Origin of the sequence: Azovibrio sp., assembly GCF_049658005.1 — a bacterium.
In the GTDB taxonomy this organism is placed as follows: domain Bacteria; phylum Pseudomonadota; class Gammaproteobacteria; order Burkholderiales; family Rhodocyclaceae; genus Azovibrio.
This window is the reverse complement of sequence record NZ_JBASOH010000019.1, coordinates 95,095-115,486: the sequence shown is the minus strand read 5'-3', so window position 1 is coordinate 115,486 and position 20,392 is coordinate 95,095. Positions and strand designations below refer to the sequence as shown.

Here is a 20,392-nt window from a genome sequence, read left to right as displayed (position 1 = left end):
GCCCACTGCTGGAGCATGCCGCCGACGTCTTCGGGGGTGCGCCTGCGCAGAAGGAGCCTGTAGATCTGGTGCCGCTACATGCCAAGCTCGGACAGCTCACGCTGGAGAACGATTTTTTCGAGCGCGCTCGCCAAGGCGGGATTGCTGAGCGCAAAGCCATCGACCGCAAGCACGACCTCCCCATCAGCGCCCAAGCCAAGCTGCTGGGCCTCAGCCGGGGCACGGTGTACTACCTGCCGCGCCCGGTCAGCGATGCCGATTTGGCGCTCATGCGCCGCATTGACGAACGGCATCTGCAGCCCCCCTTCATGGGCTCGCATGCTGCGCGATCAACTCGCCCGCGAGGGCGTGCATGCTACCCAAACGGGTCGAGGCTGCATAAAAAGAAATCCCTGGTGCGCCCCGAGTTGCCCACCGCGTCGGTCGGTTCGTGGCAAGCGACCACCGCCGCCGTGGACGACTCTGCACCTTTGGCAACCCGCCCGGAGTCCATTTATAAATCGGGGAAAGTTGTTCAAACAAACGGAGCCACTTCTATCCCGAGGCATTCCGGTTTTGCTTGAAAACCTTGTTTTGACAACGGCTTGGCGTCTCACACGGATTCACTCTGCCTCACTCAAACCCGCCGATTCTGACGCCGATTCTGACAGTATGGGCGACGGTTGCGCGGCTCAGCGGTCCCTCAGCGGGTCCACATGCTGCTGCAGCCAGGCTTCCAGCACGGCCAGGTGCCAGAGCTTGTTGCCGTGCAGGGGGGTGAAGTGGCTCAGGGGCTCTGCCAGCAGGCGTTCCACATAGGGGCGCTGGTACAGGCCGCGCTCCCGGCAGGCGCGGGAATTCAAGGTTTCCTGGATGAACTGCAAAAAGCCGCCGCGCAGGTATTTGAGGGCCGGGGTGGGGAAATAGCCCTTCGGCCGGTCGATGATCTCGTCCGGCAACAGGCCCCGGGCGATGTGCTTGAGCGGATATTTGCCGCCTTCCCTCAGGCGCAGTTCCGGGGCCAGGCGCAGGGCGGCCTCGACCAGTTCCTGATCCAGAAAGGGCACCCGCGCTTCCAGGCCCCAGGCCATGGTCATGTTATCCACCCGCTTGACCGGGTCGTCCACGATCAGGGTGGTGACATCGAGGCGCTGCACCTGATCCAAAAAGGTGTCGGCCCCGGGTTCGCTGAGCCGGCTCGCAAGCAGGGCGCTGGCATGGTCGGCGGTAGCATATTCCGGGGCGATCAGTTCCAGATATTCCGGATGGCGCCGGTCGAAGTAGTGGCGCGCGAAACGTTCGAGGGGGGGCAGGCTATCGGGCTCGGCATGCATCAGCGGATACCAGAAATAGCCGCCAAACACCTCGTCGGCGCCCTGGCCGGAGAGCACCACCTTGACCTCCTTCTTCACCTCCCGGGCGAGCAGGTAGAAGGCGACGTTGTCCTGGCTGAACATCGGTTCGGCCATGGCGGCGATGGCTTCGGGCAGATTTTCCAGCACCTCGGCATCCGGGATCAGGTACTCGTGGTGGCGGCTGCCAAAGCGCCGGGCCACGAGTTCCGAGTAATGGAATTCGTCCCCCTTTTCTTCGGGCTGGTCCTGAAAGCCCACCGAGAAGGTGGGGATGTCAGCATGTCCTTGTTCCGCCAGCAAGGCCACCAGCAGGCTGGAGTCGAGCCCGCCGGATAGCAGCACCCCCACCGGCACGTCGGCGGCCAGATGCTGGCGCGCCACGGCGGCCTGTAGTTTTTCCCGGATCGCCTCGAGCTGCCCGGTTTCGCTCAGCGGCGCGGCCGGCCGCTGCGCCGTGAGACGCCAGTAGGTGCGTTCCTGGACGTTGCCGCGCCCGTCGAGGGTAAGACTGGTAGCGGGGGGAAGTTTTTGCACTTCCTTGAGTATCGTGTGCGGGGCGGGCACCGAGCCGTGCAGGGTGAATTGAAACTGCAGTCCTGCCGGGTCCAGGTCCCGTTCCACGTCGCCACCGGCAAGCAGCGCCGGCAGGCTGGAGGCAAAGCGCAGGCGCTGGCCGTTCCGGGTCAGGTAGAGGGGCTTGATGCCGAAGCGGTCGCGGGCCAGGAACAGGGTGTGCCGGTGCTGGTCCCAGAGGGCGAAGGCAAACATGCCGTCGAACCGTTCGAGGCAGGCTTCACCCCAGGCATGGTAGGCCTTGAGGATGACCTCCGTATCGCCCTCGGAAAAGAAGTGGTAGCCCATGCCGGCGAGTTCCCGCCGCAATTCCCGGTAGTTGTAGAGGGTGCCATTGAACACCAGGGCGAGCTTTAGCTCCGCATCGTGCATGGGCTGGTCGGAGCTTTCCGAGAGATCGATGATGGCCAGGCGCCGGTGACCGAAGGCCATGGGCCCATCGGAAAAACTGCCGCCATGGTCCGGGCCGCGCCGCTGCATGGCCTCCATCATCCGGCCGAGGGCCGTCAGGTCCGCCGCCTGGCCATCAAAACGAAGTTCCCCGCAAATGCCGCACATAGCCTGATCCTGATCTGGTAGTCCCGGCCTTCCCGGGGTGTCGGGCTGGCATTGTAAACTTGTTCGTCCAGGGCGTGGTTTTTGCAAAATCGTGTTGACTTTGGTTGTTGGGTGCCTATAATGCGGCCTTCGATTCAGGCGCGTAGCTCAGCTGGTTAGAGCACCACCTTGACATGGTGGGGGTCGTTGGTTCGAGTCCAATCGCGCCTACCAACTTCCTGATGGAGCAATTCGTGGTGTTTTTCCGAACTACAAGCACGACAGTTCAGAAGTCCTGAGCGAGTTCGCATTCGTCGATGTAATGGAAAAAGTGCGGCTCTGCCGCACTTTTTTTTTGCCCGAGGCCCCCGATCATGCCCGATATCAAATTGCCCGATGGTTCCATCCGTTCATTCCCCGGTCCGGTGACCGTGGCCGAAGTGGCGGCCAGTATCGGCACCGGGCTGGCCAAGGCTGCCCTGGCCGGCAAGGTGGATGGCAAGCTGGTGGATACCTCCTTCTCCATCGAGCAGGATGCGGCGCTGGCCATCCTCACCGACAAGGATGCCGAGGGGCTGGAAATCATCCGCCACTCCACCGCCCACCTGCTGGCCTATGCCGTCAAGGAGCTGTTCCCTGACGCCCAGGTGACCATCGGCCCGGTGATCGACAATGGGTTCTACTACGATTTTGCCTACAAGCGTCCCTTCACCCCGGAGGATCTGGCGGCCATCGAAAAGAAGATGGCGGAGCTGGTAAAGCGCGACATTCCCGTCAGCCGTGAAGTCTGGTCGCGTGATGAGGCGATCAAATTCTTCCTGGCCCAGGGCGAGAAGTACAAGGCTGAGCTGATCGAAGCCATTCCTGCAGACCAGGAAGTCTCGTTGTACCGGGAAGGCGATTTCATCGACCTTTGCCGTGGCCCCCATGTGCCTTCCACCGGCAAGCTCAAGGTCTTCAAGCTGATGAAGGTGGCGGGGGCTTACTGGCGCGGCGATTCCAGAAACGAAATGCTGCAGCGCATCTACGGCACCGCCTGGGCCAGGAAGGATGAGCTGGAAGCCTACCTGCACATGCTCGAAGAGGCGGAAAAGCGCGACCATCGCAAGCTCGGCCAGCGCCTCGACTTGTTCCACTTCCAGGAAGAAGCGCCAGGTTCCGTGTTCTGGCATCCCAAGGGCTGGTTCTTGTTCCAGAAATTGGTCACCTATATGCGTGACTGTCAGGAAAAGGCAGGTTACGTGGAAGTGAATACTCCTGACGTGATGGACCGCAGCCTCTGGGAAATTTCCGGGCACTGGTTCAATTACCGGGAAAACATGTTCACCACCGAGACCGAGGACGGGCGGGTCTTTGCCTTGAAGCCCATGAACTGCCCCGGTGCCGTCTCGATGTACGCCCATGGCATCAAGAGCTATCGGGACCTGCCGCTGCGCATGGCCGAGTTCGGCAAGGTGCACCGCTACGAGCCTTCCGGTGCCCTGCATGGCCTGCTGCGGGTGCGCCACTTCACCCAGGACGATGCCCATATCTTCTGTACCGAGGATCAGATGGAAGCCGAGTGCCGCGAGGTGGTGAAGCTGATCTTTGAAATCTACAAGGATTTTGGTTTCGAGAACGTGCGCGTCAAGCTCTCCACCCGGCCCGGAAACCGCATTGGTTCCGACGCAACCTGGGACAAGCTCGAAGGGGCCCTGGCCCAGGCGCTGGAGCACATGGGCGTGGAATACACCCTGTTTCCGGGGGAGGGCGCTTTCTATGGTCCCAAGCTCGAATTCGTGCTGCGCGACGCCATTGGCCGGGACTGGCAATGCGGCACCTTGCAGGTCGACATGAATCTGCCCGAGCGTTTCGACATCCATTACGTGGCGTCCGACAACACCCACAAGCGGCCGGTCATGCTGCACCGAGCCCTGTTTGGCTCCCTGGAACGCTTCGTCGGCATCCTGATCGAGCATCATGCCGGGGCTTTCCCGCTGTGGCTGGCGCCGATTCAGGTGGTTGTCATGAATATTTCCGAACATCAGGCCGGATATGCGGACGAAGTGGTGAAAAAGCTGCGCCAGGCGGGCATCCGCGCCGAGGTGGATTTGCGTAACGAAAAAATTACCTATAAAATCCGCGAACATAGTTTGAACCGACTGCCTTACCAGCTCATCGTAGGGGATAAGGAAAAGGCAGAAAATCTGGTTGCCGTGCGTACTCGCGGTGGTCAGGATCTGGGCCAGATGCGCCTGGATGACCTGATCCAGCGGCTTCAGCAAGAAGCTGCAACGCGTGGAAGCACGGCTTAGTTTTTGTCCGTTTTGGGAGTCTAACCATCGCTCTGAACAAGTCGCATCGCCTCAACGAAGAAATCAATGTGCCGGAAATCCGGCTCCTTGGAGAAGAAGGCGAACAATTGGGGGTCGTAAGTTCCAGGCAAGCACTGCATCTTGCAGAAGAAGCGGGTCTGGATCTGGTTGAAATTGCACCGCTGGCCCAGCCGCCGGTGTGCCGGATCATGGATTACGGCAAATTCAAGTACCAGGAGGCCAAAAAGGCCCATGAAGCGAAGCTGAAGCAGAAGCAGGTCCAGGTCAAGGAAATCAAACTCCGGCCCGGTACTGACGAAAATGACTATCAGATCAAGCTGCGCAACATGATCCGTTTCCTGTCGGAAGAAGACAAGGTCAAGGTGACCCTGCGTTTCCGGGGCCGTGAAATGGCCCACCAGGAATTCGGCATGCGCCAGCTGGAGCGGATCAAGACTGACCTGGAACCCTATGGGGTGGTCGAGCAGATGCCCAAGATGGAAGGGCGCCAGATGATCATGATCATCGGCCCTGTCAAGAAGAAGCCCGGTGAAAAGGCGGCAGCCGAGTAATCGAGCCCGGGTTTCAAAAGTTTCGACGGGCCGTTTCGGCGGCCGGTCAAGAAAAGTGACGTCGGGTAGTGCAAGCGTCTCCGCAGGAGGCCACCTGACGCCATGACATGAGGAGCTAACCATGCCCAAAATGAAGACCAAGAGCAGCGCCAAAAAGCGCTTCACGGTCCGTGCTGGCGGTACGATCAAGCGCGGCCAGGCGTTCAAGCGCCACATCCTCACCAAGAAGACCACCAAGTGCAAGCGTCAACTGCGCGGTGTGACCGGTATTCACGCGCGCGACGTGGCTTCTGTCCGCGCCATGATGCCCTACGCGTAAGGAGATAGAACATGCCAAGAGTCAAACGTGGTGTAACGGCGCGCGCGCGTCACAAGAAGGTTCTGGAGCAGGCCAAGGGTTACCGCGGTCGGCGCAAGAACGTCTATCGCATCGCCAAGCAGGCGGTGATGAAAGCCGGTCAATATGCTTACCGTGACCGTCGTCAAAGGAAGCGTCAGTTCCGCTCCTTGTGGATTGCCCGTATCAACGCCGCTTCGCGCGAACTGGGCATGAAGTACAGCACCTTCATGAATGGTCTGAAGAAGGCCAACATCGAAGTGGACCGCAAGGTTCTGGCCGATCTGGCTGTGTTCGACAAGGCCGCCTTTGCTGCCCTGGCCAGTCAGGCCAAGGCCCAGCTGGGCGCCTGAACCCAGATCTGCTGAACGGCTGCCGCTTACTTCAGCCGCTTAAAAGGAAGGAGGCGCAAGCCTCCTTTTTCCATTTCAGGGTGTGACCCATGCAAGATCTCGACCTCATCGTCCGCGCAGCAGAAGCTGCCTTTGCCGCCATCAATGACCCGGATGCTCTGGAGCAGGTGAAAGCCCGCTACCTGGGCAAGAGCGGCCAGATAACCGAATTGCTCAAGGGCCTGGGCAAGCTGTCGCCGGAAGAAAAGAAGGCCGCCGGCGCCGCCATCAATCAGGCCAAGGTCGCCGTGGAAACGGCTTTGAACGCCCGCCGGGAAGACATCAGGCGGGCCGCCCTGGAGGCCCGTCTGGCCGAGGAGGCGCTGGATGTGACCCTGCCCGGGCGGGGCGAGGAGAGGGGAGGGCTGCACCCGGTGACCCGCACCCTGGAACGCATCGAGGCCCTGTTTCGTTCCATCGGCTTTTCCGTCGCCGACGGCCCGGAGATCGAGGAAGATTTCTTCAACTTCACCGCCCTCAACACCCCCGAGGAGCATCCGGCCCGCTCCATGCACGATACCTTCTACCTGCTCGACCAGCAGGGCCAGGTGGCGAAGAACGTGCTGCTGCGCACCCACACCAGCCCCATCCAGGCTCGCTACCTGCAGGCCCATGTGGCCAAATACGCCGGCCAGGCGAGTCTGCCGGAAATCCGCATCATCGCGCCCGGCCGCGTCTACCGGGTCGATTCCGATGCCACCCATTCCCCCATGTTCCATCAGGTGGAAGGCCTGTGGGTGGGCGAGGATGTCTCCTTCGCCGCCCTCAAAGGAGTGATCGCCGACTTCCTCAAGCGCTTTTTCGAGACGGATGACCTGCAGGTGCGCTTTCGCCCTTCCTTCTTTCCCTTCACCGAGCCCTCCGCCGAGATCGACGTGGCCTTCATGAGCGGCGCCCTGAAGGGCCGCTGGCTGGAAATTGCCGGCTGCGGCATGGTGCATCCCAACGTGCTCGCCCATGCCGGCATCGACGCGGAGCGCTACACCGGCTTTGCCTTCGGCTTCGGCCCCGACCGCCTGACCATGCTGCGCTACGGCGTGAACGACCTGCGCCTGTTCTTTGAAGGCGACTTGCGCTTTTTGCGCCAGTTCGTCTGAACCGCGCCGATCCGCCCTCCGGCTCCTGCTGCGCACTCCTGGACCCGCATCCCTAGACCCCATACCACGAGCGACCCATGAAATTCTCCGAATCCTGGCTGAGAACCTTCGTCAATCCTGCCCTGTCCAGCGCCGGGCTATCCCATCTTCTGACCATGGCCGGTCTGGAAGTGGAGGAACTAGAGCCGGTGGCTCCCGCCTTCGACCAGGTGGTGGTGGCCCAGGTCCTGGAAGTGGTCAAGCACCCGGATGCGGACCGCCTCAAGGTCTGCCAGGTCGATATCGGGCCCATGAGCGGCAGCGGCACCCCCCTGCAGATCGTCTGCGGCGCCCCCAACGTGGCCCCCGGCCTCAAGGTGCCCTGCGCCCTGCCCGGGGCCAGGCTGCCCGGGGATTTCAAGATCAAGGTGGCCAAGGTGCGTGGCATCGAATCCAGCGGCATGCTCTGCTCGGCCAAGGAACTGGGCCTCGCCGAGGACGCCTCCGGCCTCCTGGAACTGCCCGCCGACGCCCCCGTGGGCACTTCCCTCCGCAGTTACCTGGACCTGGATGACCAGATCTATACCCTGAAGCTCACCCCCAACCGGGCCGACTGCCTGTCCCTCACCGGCATCGCCCGGGAAGTGGCCGCCCTGACCGGCACCCCCGCCACCTATCCGGACATCCGGCCCGCTCCGGTGAGCACCCACGCCAGCCGTCCGGTCGTCCTGGAAGCCAGCCTGGCCTGTCCCCGCTATTGCGGCCGGGTGATCAGCGGCGTGAATGCCAGGGCGGCGACGCCCGAGTGGATGCGCCGCCGTCTGGAACGTAGCGGTCTGCGCAGCATCTCCGCCCTGGTGGATGTGACCAACTATGTGCTCCTGGAACTGGGCCAGCCCCTGCACGCCTTCGACAACGCCAAACTGAAGGGCAGCGTGCGGGCCCGCATGGCCAGGGCGGGCGAATCGTTGAAGCTCCTCAACGGCCAGACCCTCACCCTGGCCGAAGACGTGCTGGTGATTGCCGACGACAGCCAGCCCCTGGCCCTGGCCGGGATCATGGGCGGCGAGGCCAGCAGCGTCACTCTGGAGACCACGGAAATATTTCTGGAATCCGCCTTCTTCGCGCCCAAGGCCATTGCCGGCCGGGCCCGGCGCTACAACTTCTCCAGCGATTCCTCCCACCGCTTCGAGCGCGGGGTGGATTTCGGCAACACCCTGAACGCCCTGGAACGGGCCACCGCCCTGGTCCTGGAAATCTGCGGCGGCGAGGCCGGCCCGATCACCGAAGCGCGAGGGGAACTGCCCGAGCACCCACCCGTGCGCCTGCGTACCGCCCGGGTGAAGAAGGTGCTGGGCCTGGCCTTCAGTGCCGACGAGATTGCCGCCCTGCTGGGCCGCCTGGCGCTGCCCTTTGTCCGGGAAGGGGATGACTTCATCATCACTCCGCCGAGCTACCGCTTCGACATGGAAATCGAGGCCGACCTGATCGAGGAAGTGGCCCGCCTGCACGGCTATGACAACATCCCCGCCCCGGCGCCCGTGGGCACGCTGGCCATGCTGCCCCAGGAAGAAACGCGGCGTCCCCTGTTCCGGGTGCGACAGCTGCTTGCCGACCGGGGCTTTCAGGAAGTGATCAATTTCGCCTTCGTCCAGGAAGCCTGGGAGCAGGATTTCGCCGCCAACATGAACCCGATCCGGCTCGCCAACCCCATCGCCAGCCAGCTTGCGGTGATGCGCTCCAGCCTGATCGGCGGTCTGGTGGAAAACCTGTCCACCAACTTGAAGCGCAAGCAGTCCCGGGTGCGCCTGTTCGAGCAGGGCCGCTGCTTTTTGCGTGACGCCGGTGCCGCGCCCGTGCCCGGCTATGACCAGCCCTGGCGCCTGGCCGCCCTGGCCTACGGCCCGGCCCGGCCTGAAGGTTGGGGCAATGATGGCCGCAAGGTGGATTACTACGACCTGAAGGGCGACCTGGAAGCCCTGCTGGCTCCGGCCCGGCTCAGCTTCGCCCGTCTTGATCATCCCGCCCTGCATCCCGGCCGGGCCGCCCGTGTCAGCCTGGATGGCCGGGTGATCGGCTGTATCGGCGAACTGCATCCGGAATGGGTACAGAAATATGATTTGCCCACACCGCCCGTGCTGTTCGAGATCGACCTGGATGCTGCCGTCCAGGCCCGCCTGCCGGTGTATGCGGAAGTTTCCAGGTTCCAGCCGGTGATCCGCGATCTGGCCGTGGTGGTGGATCAGCAACTGGCCCTGCAGGACCTGCTGGAGGGCATGAAAGCTGCCGCCAAGGCCCCGATCCAGGACCTCCAGCTCTTTGATGTGTACCTCGGCAAGGGGGTCCCGGAAGGGAAGAAAAGTCTTGCTTTTCGTATAGTTATGCAAGATACTCAACGCACTTTGCTAGAAGCGGAGATCGATTCCGCCCTGGCTGATCTCACGGCATATCTCGAACAAAACTTTGCGGCCCAGTTGCGGGCATGATCCCAAGTCCGACCATGATGACCCTCACCAAAGCCGAGCTTGCCGACCTCCTGTTCGAACAGGTCGGCCTGAACAAACGCGAAGCCAAGGACATGGTGGAAGCGTTCTTCGAAGAAATCCGTAACGCGCTTGAACGGGGCGAAGGCGTCAAGCTGTCCGGTTTCGGCAATTTCCAGTTGCGCGACAAGCCCCAGCGCCCCGGGCGCAACCCCAAGACGGGCGAGGAAATTCCCATCACCGCCCGTCGTGTCGTCACCTTTCATGCCAGCCAGAAGTTGAAGGCCGAGGTGGAGCAATCCTTTGATGGAAGCGAAGCCTAAAACCCAGGGTGGGGAAGAACTCCCGCCCATCCCGGCCAAGCGCTATTTCACCATTGGTGAAGTCAGCGAGCTGTGCGGCGTCAAACCCCATGTGCTGCGCTATTGGGAGCAGGAATTCAGCCAGCTCAAGCCAGTCAAGCGGCGTGGCAACCGGCGTTACTACCAGCATCACGAAGTGTTGCTGGTACGGCGCATCCGGGAACTGCTCTACAGCCAGGGTTTCACCATCAGTGGCGCCCGTAACCGCCTGGATGAGGGGCTGATGCAAGGGGGGGCTTCGAGCGAACCCCATCGGCTTACCATGGACCAGCTCAAGCAGGAATTGAGTGCCATTCTGGAGTTGCTGGGTGGCTCCGGCAGCCGGGACAAGGCCTGATTTGCGGCCCGAAACAAACAAAAGACTTGGCAAGCCAAGTCTTTTTTACTAGAATACGCCCTCTTTTGTAGCGCGCCCGTAGCTCAGCTGGATAGAGTACTTGGCTACGAACCAAGGGGTCGGGCGTTCGAATCGCTCCGGGCGCACCATCATTTGATGAAACAGGTATTGAAACCAGATTGAAACCAGATTGAAGCCAATCTCCGGATTGGCTTTTTGCTTTCTTGATCCTCACCTCTGATTCTCCCCCGTGATCCTTCCTCGTAATCCTCCCCTATAACCCTCCCCTATAACCCTCCCCCGACTCGACATCGACTCCTGGCAAGCCGCGCACGATGGCATTTACCCATGAACATGCCTGGACCCGGCCTGCCGGGGCGCCCTGCCGCCGTGATGAGGTCGGGGTTGTGACAGGCCGGGGTTGTGTGACAGGCGGGGTTGTGGGACAGGTGGGGTTGTGGGACAGGGCCGGGTTTCTTGATGCAGGGAGGGCGCAATGTCACAAGACGGTATCGAGGTTCGCACGAGGTTGCACGAGGTTCGCGATAAGCCCCAGCGCAGGTCCCCGCGCCCCTGGGCAGGGGGAATCCAGGAAGGGCGAGGACAAGGATGGATATTGGCTCCAGGGTTAGCCGGCATCGAGGTTGCCGTCATGCCACTGCTCATGCCACTGCAATTCATGGCTGTATAAATTGACAGTGACTAGGCAATTTTCTCCAGAGGTGGATAATCGCGTCTCCAATTCTTTTATCACAGGAAAAGCACACCATGAACAAAACCGAACTGATCGAAGCGCTGGCCGCCAAATGCGACATCTCCAAGGCTGCTGCCGGTAATGCCATCGATGGCCTGGTGGACGTGATCACCGAAACCCTGGCCAAGGGCGACAGCATCAGCCTGATCGGTTTCGGTACTTTCGCCGTGGGTGAGCGCGCTGCCCGCACTGGCCGCAATCCCCGAACGGGTGCCGAACTGAAGATCGCTGCTTCCAGATCCGCCAAGTTTACGGCAGGGGCCAAGCTGAAGGCCGCTGTCAACGGCAAGAAGTAAAACGCGCGGTGAGGGTGCCAGAAACCCGGTCCCGGTGACCGGGTTTTTCATGGTGCGTCCGGCAGGGCGCACTCACCCACTCACCTGAAGGTGGAAGTCCTCGCGGCAGTTGATCGCAGCGAGCGCAAGCCCTCATGACTCGTGCGGCGGCTGGTGCGGCGGCTGGTGCGGCGTGGATGGTGCGGGAGTCAGGAGAAAACGTTCCGGGCTCAGGGCGGCGACCAGATCGTTTTCCAGGGGGAGCGGCTCGCCTTCCATGCGGCTGGCGAGCAGGTCGGCCATCAGGACGGACCAGACCAGGCCCCGGGCGCCGAAGCCCTGGATGCACCAGAGACCGGGCAAGGCGGGGATGTGGCGGGAGCGTCCCCGGCGGCTCGGGTCGGGCACCGGGCCGACCATGGGCAGGCGGTCCGGCGAGACCGGGCGAAAGCCGACCCGGCCCGTGAGGCTGGCCGGATCAAGTCCCGCCGCAAAGCCGGGCAGCAGGCCGTCGAGTTTGTTCAGGTTGTCCTGATGATCCGCCAGCCGCTCTTCCGGTTCGGGATCATCTAGTTGATAGCTGGCGCCGGTGACGCGCAGGCCATCCACCAGCGGCGTGACGTAGCCCTGGCCGCAGACCAGCCGTTTCAGGGCGGGCGTGGCCTGTTCTGGCAGCAAGCTGACCTGGCCCCGGGCCGCCTTCTGGGGCAGCCAGGCCAGGGGGCTGAAGCGGGGGGCATCGATGCCGCTGGCCATCACCAGATGCGGGGCAAGCGCCAGAACCTGCCCCTGGGCATCCAGAGCCTGCCACTGGCCCTGCTGGTAACGGATGTCGGCCACCGGGCAATTGCAGCGGGTCTGGATGCGCTCCGGGTAGGCCAGGAGATTGGCGCGGCACAGGGAAGGCGGCTGGACCCAGCCGCCCAGGGGAAAGTACCAGCCGCCCCGGGCCACCGGCCACTCCAGCAATTTGCTGGCGGCATCCCGGTCCAGGTACTGCAGCAGTTCTGGCGGCAGTTTCAGCTTCTGCACGGCCCGGGCCTGGGTGGTGGCATGGGTTTCATCCTTGCTGAGATGCAGGGCGCCGGTGGTTCCCCAGCGGATGGGCAGGCCAGCGGCTTCCAGGGCGTGCAGATAATTGCGGGTGGCAAGAAAACCGGCACGGGTCAGGCGGGCCAGCGGGTTGTCGTCCAGGGAGGGCAGGGGGCGCAGCACCCCGGCCAGATTGCCGGAGGCGCCCTGGCCGGGTTCCGGATTGCGCTCCAGTATCTGCACCTGCCAGCCCCGGCTGGCCAGGGCGGCAGCGGCTGAGGTGCCGGCTACTCCGGCACCGATCACCAGCGCCCGGCGTTGTTCAGGGGCGGGGGCCGGGCAACGATGGGGCTTTTGCGAGTGGGAATGGCCGGTCAGCATCTGCCTCTTGCCGGCAAAGCCCGGGCGTTTTTTCAGGGTGAATTCATTGGCGGCCAGGGCTTGGCGCAGCGAGCCGGAAACCGACCAGGTCGCCAGGGTGGCCCCGGGTGCGGCAAGCCGGGCCAGGGCCTTGCAGACGTAAGGGGTCCAGATTTCCGGATTCCTGGCCGGGGTAAATCCGTCCAGGTAAAAGGCATCGGCGGCCAGTTCCAGGCGGCGCAGGCAGTGGTGGGCATCGCCAAAGACCAGGGTCAGGATCACCCGGCCCTGATTCAGGACCAGGCGGTGGATGCCCGGCACCAGTAGCGGCCAGTGGGCCTGGAGCTCGGCCGCCAGGGGCGCGAATTCCGGCCAGGCGGCCTGGGCCCGGGCCAGGTCTTTCCGGCTGAAGGGGTGTTTTTCGACGGTAACGAAATGTAGTCGCTGGCAGGCCTGGGGATCCTCCCGCCAGGCGGCCCAGGTGGTGAGGAAATTGAGCCCCAGGCCGAAGCCGGTTTCCAGAATCACGAAGCGTTCCCGGCCCAGCCAGCGCTGGGGCAGGTCGTTACCGCCCAGGAATACGTGGCGGGCCTGTTCCGGGCCACCCTGGCGGGAATGGTAGATATCGCCGTAGCGGTCGGACCAGGGCGTGCCGTCGGGGGTGAAGCTGAGGCGGGCGGGTTCGAGCATCGGGGCTTACGCGAGGAAGCTTTCCAGGCTGTCGATCAGGATTCCGGCCCGATGGATGCTCTTCCTGCTCAAGCCCCGCAAGGGCCGGGCGATGCGCCACAGACCCTGGGCCCAGGGCAGGAGGCGGATCAGGCACTGGCGCACGGGGAGGGCGGGATGGCGGGCGAAATAAGCCGCCAGCAGCTGGGGCAGCAGTTCCCGGGATTCGGCTTCATCGACGGGGCCGGCCAGGGGCAGGATGTTGAGGAACAGCAGCAGGTCGTAGGCCTGGGCCAGGGGCAGGGGCAGGGCTTCGAGGGCGGATTCCTCGAAGTCGATGCGCCAGGTCTGGCCGTCCTGCACCAGGATGTTCTTGATCTGGGCGCCGCCGTGCCAGTGGCCGGCGGCGTGGAGATCGGCCAGCTCTGTCGCCAGGCGGGTCAGGAAGCGCGTGCGTTCGTTCCGGGGCAAGCCGCGCATGATTTCAAAAGCGTCCTGGCCGCAGTGGGCCAGCACCATCAATTCCTGATCAAAGGCCAGGACCGGCGGTACCCGCACTCCGGCCGCCGCCAGGGTCTGCAGGCGGCGCAATTCGTAGTCGGGGCCGGGGGGCAGGGCAGGCGTGCGCGGGGCCTGGCCGGCCAGGCGGCGGCTGCACCAGCCGATCAGCAGGCGCTCACCGGGCAGCGGCCGCTTGGCTGTGAGCCGTTTCGCCACATGGCGTTGGCCTGCCCAAGTGAAACTGCCCACCTTACCCCGGAGGGCCTGGTGGGCAGCTGCCAGAAGTGCGGTGCGGTCGATCACTCGGGACGCATCTGGGGGAACAAGATCACATCGCGGATGGCGGGGCTGTCGGTAAGCAGCATCACCAGCCGGTCGATGCCGATGCCGCAGCCGCCGGTGGGGGGCAGGCCGTATTCCAGGGCGCGGATGTAGTCGGCGTCGTAGTACATGGCTTCTTCGTCGCCGGCATCCTTGGCCTTGACCTGCTCCAGGAAGCGGGCCGCCTGGTCTTCTGCGTCATTGAGTTCGGAGAAGCCGTTGGCGATTTCGCGGCCGACGATGAACAGCTCGAAGCGTTCGGTGATGTCCGGGTTCTTGTCGCTTTTCCGGGCCAGGGGAGAGACCTCCACCGGGTAGTCGATGATGAAGGTGGGCTCCCAGAGCCGGGCTTCGGCACAGGCTTCGAAGAGTTGCAGTTGCAGGCTGCCGAGGCCGCCCGGCTTGACCTTCTCGCCGCAGGCCTCGATCTTTTGCACGACCCAGTCGCCGTCGGCCAGTTGGGCGTCGGTGATGTCCGGGTGGTATTTCTGGATCGCCTGGCAGATGGTCAGGCGGTGGAAGGGCTTGGACAGGTCCAGTTCCCTGCCTTGATAGTCGAAGGTCTCGGCATTCAGGGATTCCCGGGCGGCGTGGCGCAGCAAGCCTTCGGTGAAGTCCATGAGGCTCTTGTAGTCGGCGTAAGCCTCGTAGAATTCCATCATGGTGAATTCGGGATTGTGGCGGGGCGAAAGACCTTCGTTGCGGAAGTTGCGATTCACCTCGAACACCTTCTCGAACCCGCCCACCACCAGCCGCTTCAGGTACAGCTCGGGGGCGATGCGCAGGTACATTTTCATGTCCAGGGCGTTGTGGTGGGTGGTGAAGGGCTTGGCCGCGGCACCGCCGGGGATTGGGTGCAGCATCGGGGTTTCCACTTCCAGGAAGCCGTGGTGACACATGTAGTTGCGGATGCTCTGGACGATGCGGCTGCGGGCAGTGAAGGTGAAACGGGTCTCTTCATTCATGATGAGATCCACGTAACGCTGGCGGTATTTCAGTTCCACACCGGTGAGGCCGTGGAATTTGTCCGGCAGGGGACGCAGGGACTTGGTCAGCAGGCGGAACCCGGTCACCTTGATCGACAGTTCGCCGGTCCGGGTCTTCATCAGGGTACCGATGGCGCCGACGATGTCGCCGATGTCCCAGTGCTTGAAGGCGGTGTAAACCTCTTCGCCTACGTGCTCCTTGGTCACATAGAGCTGAATGCGGCCGGAAAGGTCCTGGATGGTGACGAAGGAGGCCTTGCCCATCACCCGTTTGAGCATGATGCGGCCGGCGACGCTGACTTCCACGGGGGTGGCTTCCAGCACTTCGGCTGCCTTGTCGCCATAGACTTCCAGCAGTTTGCCGGCGGTGTTCTGGCGCTGGAAATCATTGGGAAAAGCCGCGCCGGTCTGGCGCCATTCGGCCAGCTTCTGGCGACGCTCGGCGATGATGTGGTTCTCGTCCTGCTGCGGCGCGGCCTGCGGTTCGGTGTTGGACATGCTCGATCCTTCGGATGGGGCGCCCGTGGGCGCCGGGATTCGGTATTCAGTAAAACCCGGAATTGTCCCCGATTTTCAGGGTGGGGGACAAGTTTCGCCGTAGTGGATGGCAAGCCAGACCGTGGGCGGGTCGGCTGAAGTCCAGGCGACCCGGTGGCGTTCCAGGGCCGGAATGTGGAGGAAATCGCCGGGGAGCAGCCGACGAATTTCAGCCTTCCCCGCAAATTCCAGCCCCGCTTCACCTTGCAGCAAGGCCACCCATTCGCCGCCCGGCTGTTCGTACCAGAAGCCGGGCGGACTGGCCTGGCCGGTGGAGACGATGCGTTCGATCTTCAGGCCGGGGCGGGCCAGCAGTTCGCAGAAGATTTCCTCCGGCTGGGGCGTGGAGGGGAGTTCTGCGAACAGGTTGGCAAGATCCGGGCGCAATCAGACACCCTGTTTCAGGCTGGCCTCGATGAAGGGGTCCAGGTCGCCGTCCAGCACGGCCTGGGTGTTGCCGGTCTCAAAGCCGGTGCGCAAGTCCTTGATGCGGGACTGGTCGAGCACATAGGAGCGGATCTGGTGGCCCCAGCCGATGTCGGACTTGGCGTCTTCCAGTTTCTGCTGCTCGGCCTGCTGCTTGCGCAGCTCATGCTCGTAGAGGCGGGCGCGCAGCATCTGCCAGGCTTCGTCCCGGTTGCGGTGCTGGGAACGGTCGTTCTGGCACTGCACCACGATGCCGGTGGGGATGTGGGTCAGCCGCACGGCAGAATCGGTCTTGTTGATGTGCTGGCCGCCGGCGCCGGAGGCGCGGTAGGTGTCGGTGCGCACATCGGCCGGATTGATCTCGATCTCGATGGAGTCATCCACTTCCGGATACACAAATACCGAAGTGAAGCTGGTGTGGCGCCGGGCGTTGGAGTCGAAGGGAGACTTCCTGACCAGGCGGTGGATGCCGGTTTCGGTACGTAGCATGCCATAGCAGTAGTCGCCGCTGAACTTGACGGTGGCGCCCTTGATGCCGGCCACGTCACCTTCGGATTCTTCCATCACCTCGACAGTGAAACCCTTGCGCTCGCCGTACTTGATGTACATGCGCAGCAGCATGGAAGCCCAGTCCTGGGCTTCGGTACCGCCGGCGCCGGCCTGGATTTCCAGGAAGCAGGGATTGGGGTCCTGGGGGTTGTTGAACATGCGGCGGAATTCGAGCTGGGCCACCTTGGCCTCGATGCCCTGGGCATCACTTTCGACGCCGAGCAGGGTTTCGTCATCCGCCTCTTCCCTGGCCATGTCGAACAGTTCCCGGGCATCCTTCAGGGCCTGATCCACGCCTTCGAGGACCCGCACCACGTCTTCCAGGCTGCGTTTTTCCCGCCCCAGTTCCTGGGCCCGTTTCGGGTCATCCCAGACCCGGGGGTCTTCCAGTTCCAGATTGACGACGATCAGGCGTTCATGTTTCTGATCGTAGTCAAAGATACCTCCGGAGTTCGGTGGCGCGGGCCGCCAGGTCATCGAGGTGATTGCTGATGCGGTTGATGTGTTCTGCGTCCATGGTGCGAGCGTCCGTCCCAAAAAAAAGCGGAATTATACTCCGGGAGCCGCCACCCTCTGATGTTGCAAGGCAATCGGCATCGCGGCCTTCACGCCTGGCGCTACCCTTGTCGATCCTGTTTTCATTCTGGCTGCGGCGCGCCAGGCATTCCCGCATACGGGTCGCAACAAGCGCAATGAGCTGTTGCGGCCGAAATCCACCCGGCGCTCCGGGTTCGATAGTTCACCTCTGAAAATTCCCGTTTCGAAATCCACCGGTGCAGTGGTGATACTGGTCGGCAGATCATCACCCTGATGCCGGGAGACCCGCTGGAATCGATCCGCGCCGAATTGATTACCGATTTTCCGGTCACCTTATGGAGAGAGCGGGAGAGAGCGGCTTGCCGCTTTGACGGACTACAGGGCCTCCAGATACTCCACCATGAGCTGCGGCGATTGCAGGCCGTTATATTCGTTGATCCCCAGCCGGTAGGCGATCCGGGCCCGGCTGCCGGGTGGGGTGGTGAAGTTGAATTGAATGGCTTCAAAGACTTGACCATCTTTCTTGAGACGAAGCTTTAAGTGTTTTTCCTTGAGGATGCGCTGCTGTTCGACGATGAATTCGTCTTCGAACAAAGGGGCGGGAAAGCCCTGGCCCCAGATCTGGCGCTCTAGCAGCTGGGCGGTTTGCAGGTTGTAGTAGCCGGCTTCCAGGGCGCCGTCGGTTTCGAGGCGGCGGGCCAGGTCGCCAGGGGCGAGCAGTTCCTCGGCCACCTCGGCAAAGAGGTGCTGGAAACGCGCGAAATCCTTTTCCAGGAGGGTGACGCCGGCGGCGGCGGCATGGCCGCCAAAGCGTAACAGAAGGCCGGGAGCGCGCTTCGAGATCAAATCCAGGGCGTCGCGCAGGTGCAGGCCGGGGATGGAGCGGCCGGAACCCTTGATTTCGCCGTTTTCGCCCCGGGCGCAGGCAAACACGGGCCGGTGCAGGCGGTCCTTGATGCGGGAGGCGAGAAGGCCCACCACGCCCTGGTGCCAGTCGGGTTCGAAGAGGGCAAGGCCGGGCGGGGCGTTGTCGGTGTCGATTTTTTCGAGTAGCAGCAGGGCATGATCCTGCATTTCCGCTTCGATTTCCCGCCGTTCGCGGTTCAGGCCATCGAGTTTCTGGGCGTAGGCCAGGGCGAGGCCGGGGTCGTCGGTGAGCAGGCATTCGATGCCGATGCCCATGTCGGCAAGACGGCCGGCGGCATTGAGGCGCGGCCCGAGCACGAAGCCCAGGTCGAAGGCGGTGAGGCGCCGGGCTTCCCGGCCGGCGGCCTTGAGCAGGGCCTGCATGCCGACACACAGCCGGCCTTGACGCATCCGCTCCAGGCCCTGGCTCACCAGGATGCGGTTGTTGTGGTCGAGCTTCACTACGTCGGCCACGGTGCCCAAAGCCACCAGATCGAGGAGGCTGGCCAGATTCGGTTCGGGGCGCCCGGCAAACCAGCTCCGTTGCCGCAATTCGGCGCGCAGGGCAAGCATGACGTAGAACATGACGCCGACCCCGGCCAGATTCTTGGAGGGGAATTCGCAGCCGGGCTGATTGGGGTTGACGATGCAATCGGCGGCGGGAAGGCACTCGCCCGGCAGGTGATGGTCGGTGATCAGGGTGGCGATGCCCAGTTCCCCAGCCCGGGCCACGCCTTCGAGGCTGGCGATGCCGTTATCCACGGTGATGATCAGATCCGGCTGGCGTTGGGCGGCGAGGTCGACGATGGCAGGCGAGAGGCCATAGCCCAGGGTGAAACGGTCCGGCACCAGGTAGTCCACCGTGGCGCCGCTGCCGGCGGCCAACAGGCGCAGGGCGCGGATGCCGAGGGCGCAGGCGGTGGCGCCGTCGCAGTCGTAGTCGGCCACGATCAGCATGCGGGCGTCGGCTTCCAGGGCATCGGCAAGCAGGATCGCGGCTTCGCGGGCGCCCATCAGGGTGGCGGGGGGGAGTAGGGATTTCAGTTCATAGTCGAGATCGCTGGCGTTTTGCACCCCCCGGGCGGCGTAGAGCCGGGCCAGCAGGGGAGACAGGCCCTCGTTTTCCAGTTGCCACTGGAGTTTACTGGGGACGGGGCGGCGGATGAGTCGGGTCATGGCATGTTTTCCGGGCTGAGCGCCAGTTGCCGGGTCAAGGCGGCAAGGGGCGGGGTTCTTCGCCAGAGCTTCCAGCGGTCGCTTGCGCGGATTTCCCAGTGCAGCACCCCGAACGCGGTGGGGCTGATGAGGTCGAGGCGGGCGATGGATTTTCCCAGGGCTGCGGCGAGCGGGGCAAACCAGTCTCGTTCGAGTCGTGCCATGGCATCTCGCCAGGCTTCGCTGTCTTCGATCAGGGTCGGGGCGAGCAGATGTTCGAGGAGTATCAGGGCTTGCCGGCCGGGGCCCGGCGGCCAGTCGGCCAGGGTGGCCGGGGCCGGCTCGGAGATCAGGCCCAGGTGCCGGGCCATGCCGCGTGCGAGAGGATCATCGGCACCCAGGCGCTCGATCCGCGTCGCGGCCGGGGCGGCCAGGGCGCCGCCGCCCCAGAGCCAGAGACCGTTTGCGGTGGGCTGGCGGCGGGCCTCCCGGGCCCGGTTCACCGGGTGGTCATGGAGCAGCATCTGCAGTTCGTTCATGAGCCGGGAGAAGCGGGGGGATTCCGGCATCAGGCTACCCAGCTGGCGGCCCGATGCGGCCGAGAGCGGCGGCAATGGCGGCAGTTCCAGGTCGGCCGCCGCTTCCAGATACCAGCGCCGCGGGTGGGGGGCATGAAAGCGGCCGAGGTCGGGAAAGGTTGCGTTCAGGCTTGCCAGCAGGGCCTCCACTTCGGCGGCTTCCAGCGCCAGCAGGCTGGCATCGCCCAGAATGATACGGTCGTGATGGAATTTGAGATGGACGGGGTCGGCGCAGAACCATTGACGGTCAGCGGCCTGCGGAGCATTCGTTTCTCCTTGCAGACGGCAGGCGGCCAGACCGTTTTCCGTCAGGCCCAGTTGCCGGGCCAGGATGGCTTCGAGCGGCCGAGGGGGGCTACGCTCCAGACGGCTGCGGCCCAGCCATGTTTCGAGGCTGGGGCAGGCAAGGCCGTCGAAGGCCAGCGGGTCGCCGGGTTCGGGCCAGAGTAATTCGGGGATCAGGAGGGTCAGGTGCATGAGGCCGGCGGGCTGGGGCTGAGGGGCTGAGG

General features: G+C 63.5%; 17 protein-coding genes, 2 tRNA genes and 1 pseudogene. 12 read left to right on the top strand and 8 right to left on the bottom strand.

Annotation, left to right across the window (positions count from 1 at the left end; all coding sequences use genetic code 11):
- A pseudogene (locus WBH99_RS02435) lies at positions 1 to 351 on the top strand (IS3 family transposase); the annotation flags it as partial.
- 320 nt (positions 352 to 671) lie between these two features.
- On the opposite strand, the gene WBH99_RS02430 reads toward WBH99_RS02435, so the two are convergent.
- On the bottom strand, positions 672 to 2,465 hold the full coding sequence (locus tag WBH99_RS02430; RefSeq protein ID WP_424218516.1) for an N-acetylglutaminylglutamine amidotransferase: 1,794 nt from the start codon (positions 2,463 to 2,465) through the stop codon (positions 672 to 674).
- A 136-nt stretch (positions 2,466 to 2,601) separates the two neighbouring features.
- Here WBH99_RS02430 and WBH99_RS02425 point away from each other — a divergent pair.
- The 11 genes from WBH99_RS02425 (at position 2,602) to WBH99_RS02375 (ending at position 11,347) form a co-directional block, all read left to right on the top strand.
- Positions 2,602 to 2,678, top strand: a tRNA-Val gene (locus WBH99_RS02425).
- Between the two features lie 140 nt (positions 2,679 to 2,818).
- The gene (thrS, locus tag WBH99_RS02420) at positions 2,819 to 4,738 is read left to right on the top strand and encodes a threonine--tRNA ligase (RefSeq protein ID WP_424218515.1); all 1,920 of its coding nucleotides are present in this window, start codon (positions 2,819 to 2,821) and stop codon (positions 4,736 to 4,738) included.
- A 26-nt stretch (positions 4,739 to 4,764) separates the two neighbouring features.
- Positions 4,765 to 5,310, top strand: a complete 546-nt coding sequence (infC, locus tag WBH99_RS02415; protein ID WP_424218521.1) for a translation initiation factor IF-3 — start codon at positions 4,765 to 4,767, stop codon at positions 5,308 to 5,310.
- 121 nt (positions 5,311 to 5,431) lie between these two features.
- Entirely contained in the window at positions 5,432 to 5,629 is a 198-nt protein-coding gene (rpmI, locus tag WBH99_RS02410; protein WP_424218514.1) for a 50S ribosomal protein L35, read from the top strand.
- A gap of 11 nt (positions 5,630 to 5,640) precedes the next feature.
- Entirely contained in the window at positions 5,641 to 6,000 is a 360-nt protein-coding gene (gene rplT / locus WBH99_RS02405; RefSeq protein WP_424218513.1) for a 50S ribosomal protein L20, read from the top strand.
- An 89-nt stretch (positions 6,001 to 6,089) separates the two neighbouring features.
- Entirely contained in the window at positions 6,090 to 7,136 is a 1,047-nt protein-coding gene (gene pheS / locus WBH99_RS02400) for a phenylalanine--tRNA ligase subunit alpha (protein WP_424218512.1), read from the top strand.
- Between the two features lie 77 nt (positions 7,137 to 7,213).
- The gene (gene pheT / locus WBH99_RS02395) at positions 7,214 to 9,601 is read left to right on the top strand and encodes a phenylalanine--tRNA ligase subunit beta (RefSeq protein ID WP_424218511.1); all 2,388 of its coding nucleotides are present in this window, start codon (positions 7,214 to 7,216) and stop codon (positions 9,599 to 9,601) included.
- Between the two features lie 17 nt (positions 9,602 to 9,618).
- Complete coding sequence (locus tag WBH99_RS02390) at positions 9,619 to 9,921, top strand: integration host factor subunit alpha (RefSeq protein WP_424218520.1); 303 nt, start codon at positions 9,619 to 9,621, stop codon at positions 9,919 to 9,921.
- A complete protein-coding gene (locus tag WBH99_RS02385) occupies positions 9,905 to 10,297 on the top strand; it encodes a MerR family transcriptional regulator (RefSeq protein ID WP_424218510.1) in 393 nt (130 codons plus the stop codon). The genes WBH99_RS02390 and WBH99_RS02385 overlap by 17 nt, the downstream gene beginning before the upstream one ends.
- A gap of 72 nt (positions 10,298 to 10,369) precedes the next feature.
- Positions 10,370 to 10,446 (top strand) — tRNA-Arg (locus WBH99_RS02380).
- A gap of 592 nt (positions 10,447 to 11,038) precedes the next feature.
- Positions 11,039 to 11,347, top strand: coding sequence for an HU family DNA-binding protein (locus tag WBH99_RS02375; protein ID WP_424218519.1), 309 nt, complete (start codon positions 11,039 to 11,041; stop codon positions 11,345 to 11,347).
- Between the two features lie 132 nt (positions 11,348 to 11,479).
- On the opposite strand, the gene mnmC is transcribed toward WBH99_RS02375, so the two are convergent.
- The 7 genes from mnmC to WBH99_RS02340 all read right to left on the bottom strand — a co-directional run bounded on the left by mnmC (position 11,480) and on the right by WBH99_RS02340 (position 20,360).
- Positions 11,480 to 13,408 carry a bifunctional tRNA (5-methylaminomethyl-2-thiouridine)(34)-methyltransferase MnmD/FAD-dependent 5-carboxymethylaminomethyl-2-thiouridine(34) oxidoreductase MnmC gene (gene mnmC / locus WBH99_RS02370; protein ID WP_424218509.1) on the bottom strand — a complete coding sequence of 643 codons (1,929 nt, stop codon included), beginning with the start codon at positions 13,406 to 13,408 and terminating at the stop codon, positions 11,480 to 11,482.
- A gap of 6 nt (positions 13,409 to 13,414) precedes the next feature.
- A complete protein-coding gene (locus tag WBH99_RS02365; RefSeq protein ID WP_424218508.1) occupies positions 13,415 to 14,104 on the bottom strand; it encodes a lipopolysaccharide kinase InaA family protein in 690 nt (229 codons plus the stop codon).
- A gap of 83 nt (positions 14,105 to 14,187) precedes the next feature.
- Entirely contained in the window at positions 14,188 to 15,693 is a 1,506-nt protein-coding gene (lysS, locus tag WBH99_RS02360; RefSeq protein ID WP_424218507.1) for a lysine--tRNA ligase, read from the bottom strand.
- A 75-nt stretch (positions 15,694 to 15,768) separates the two neighbouring features.
- Complete coding sequence (locus WBH99_RS02355; RefSeq protein ID WP_424218506.1) at positions 15,769 to 16,119, bottom strand: cupin domain-containing protein; 351 nt, start codon at positions 16,117 to 16,119, stop codon at positions 15,769 to 15,771.
- A protein-coding gene (gene prfB / locus WBH99_RS02350) for a peptide chain release factor 2 (RefSeq protein WP_424218505.1) occupies positions 16,120 to 17,224 on the bottom strand; the annotation gives its coding sequence in 2 pieces (ribosomal slippage) (positions 16,120 to 17,142 and positions 17,144 to 17,224; 1,104 coding nt in all).
- Positions 17,225 to 17,619: 395 nt separating this feature from the next.
- Complete coding sequence (gene recJ / locus WBH99_RS02345; RefSeq protein ID WP_424218504.1) at positions 17,620 to 19,326, bottom strand: single-stranded-DNA-specific exonuclease RecJ; 1,707 nt, start codon at positions 19,324 to 19,326, stop codon at positions 17,620 to 17,622.
- Positions 19,323 to 20,360, bottom strand: a complete 1,038-nt coding sequence (locus tag WBH99_RS02340) for a hypothetical protein (RefSeq protein WP_424218503.1) — start codon at positions 20,358 to 20,360, stop codon at positions 19,323 to 19,325. Before WBH99_RS02340 ends, recJ begins: the two co-directional genes overlap by 4 nt.
- Between the last annotated feature and the right edge of the window lie 32 nt (positions 20,361 to 20,392).

Bases quoted from the DNA above. Each gene is read 5' to 3' on its own strand.
- WBH99_RS02430 (WP_424218516.1), bottom strand. From the start codon at position 2,465: ATGTGCGGCATTTGCGGGGAACTTCGTTTTGATGGCCAGGCGGCGGAC.
- thrS (WP_424218515.1), top strand. From the start codon at position 2,819: ATGCCCGATATCAAATTGCCCGATGGTTCCATCCGTTCATTCCCCGGT.
- rpmI (WP_424218514.1), top strand. From the start codon at position 5,432: ATGCCCAAAATGAAGACCAAGAGCAGCGCCAAAAAGCGCTTCACGGTC.
- rplT (WP_424218513.1), top strand. From the start codon at position 5,641: ATGCCAAGAGTCAAACGTGGTGTAACGGCGCGCGCGCGTCACAAGAAG.
- pheS (WP_424218512.1), top strand. From the start codon at position 6,090: ATGCAAGATCTCGACCTCATCGTCCGCGCAGCAGAAGCTGCCTTTGCC.
- pheT (WP_424218511.1), top strand. From the start codon at position 7,214: ATGAAATTCTCCGAATCCTGGCTGAGAACCTTCGTCAATCCTGCCCTG.
- WBH99_RS02390 (WP_424218520.1), top strand. From the start codon at position 9,619: ATGACCCTCACCAAAGCCGAGCTTGCCGACCTCCTGTTCGAACAGGTC.
- WBH99_RS02385 (WP_424218510.1), top strand. From the start codon at position 9,905: ATGGAAGCGAAGCCTAAAACCCAGGGTGGGGAAGAACTCCCGCCCATC.
- mnmC (WP_424218509.1), bottom strand. From the start codon at position 13,408: ATGCTCGAACCCGCCCGCCTCAGCTTCACCCCCGACGGCACGCCCTGG.
- lysS (WP_424218507.1), bottom strand. From the start codon at position 15,693: ATGTCCAACACCGAACCGCAGGCCGCGCCGCAGCAGGACGAGAACCAC.
- recJ (WP_424218504.1), bottom strand. From the start codon at position 19,326: ATGACCCGACTCATCCGCCGCCCCGTCCCCAGTAAACTCCAGTGGCAA.
- WBH99_RS02340 (WP_424218503.1), bottom strand. From the start codon at position 20,360: ATGCACCTGACCCTCCTGATCCCCGAATTACTCTGGCCCGAACCCGGC.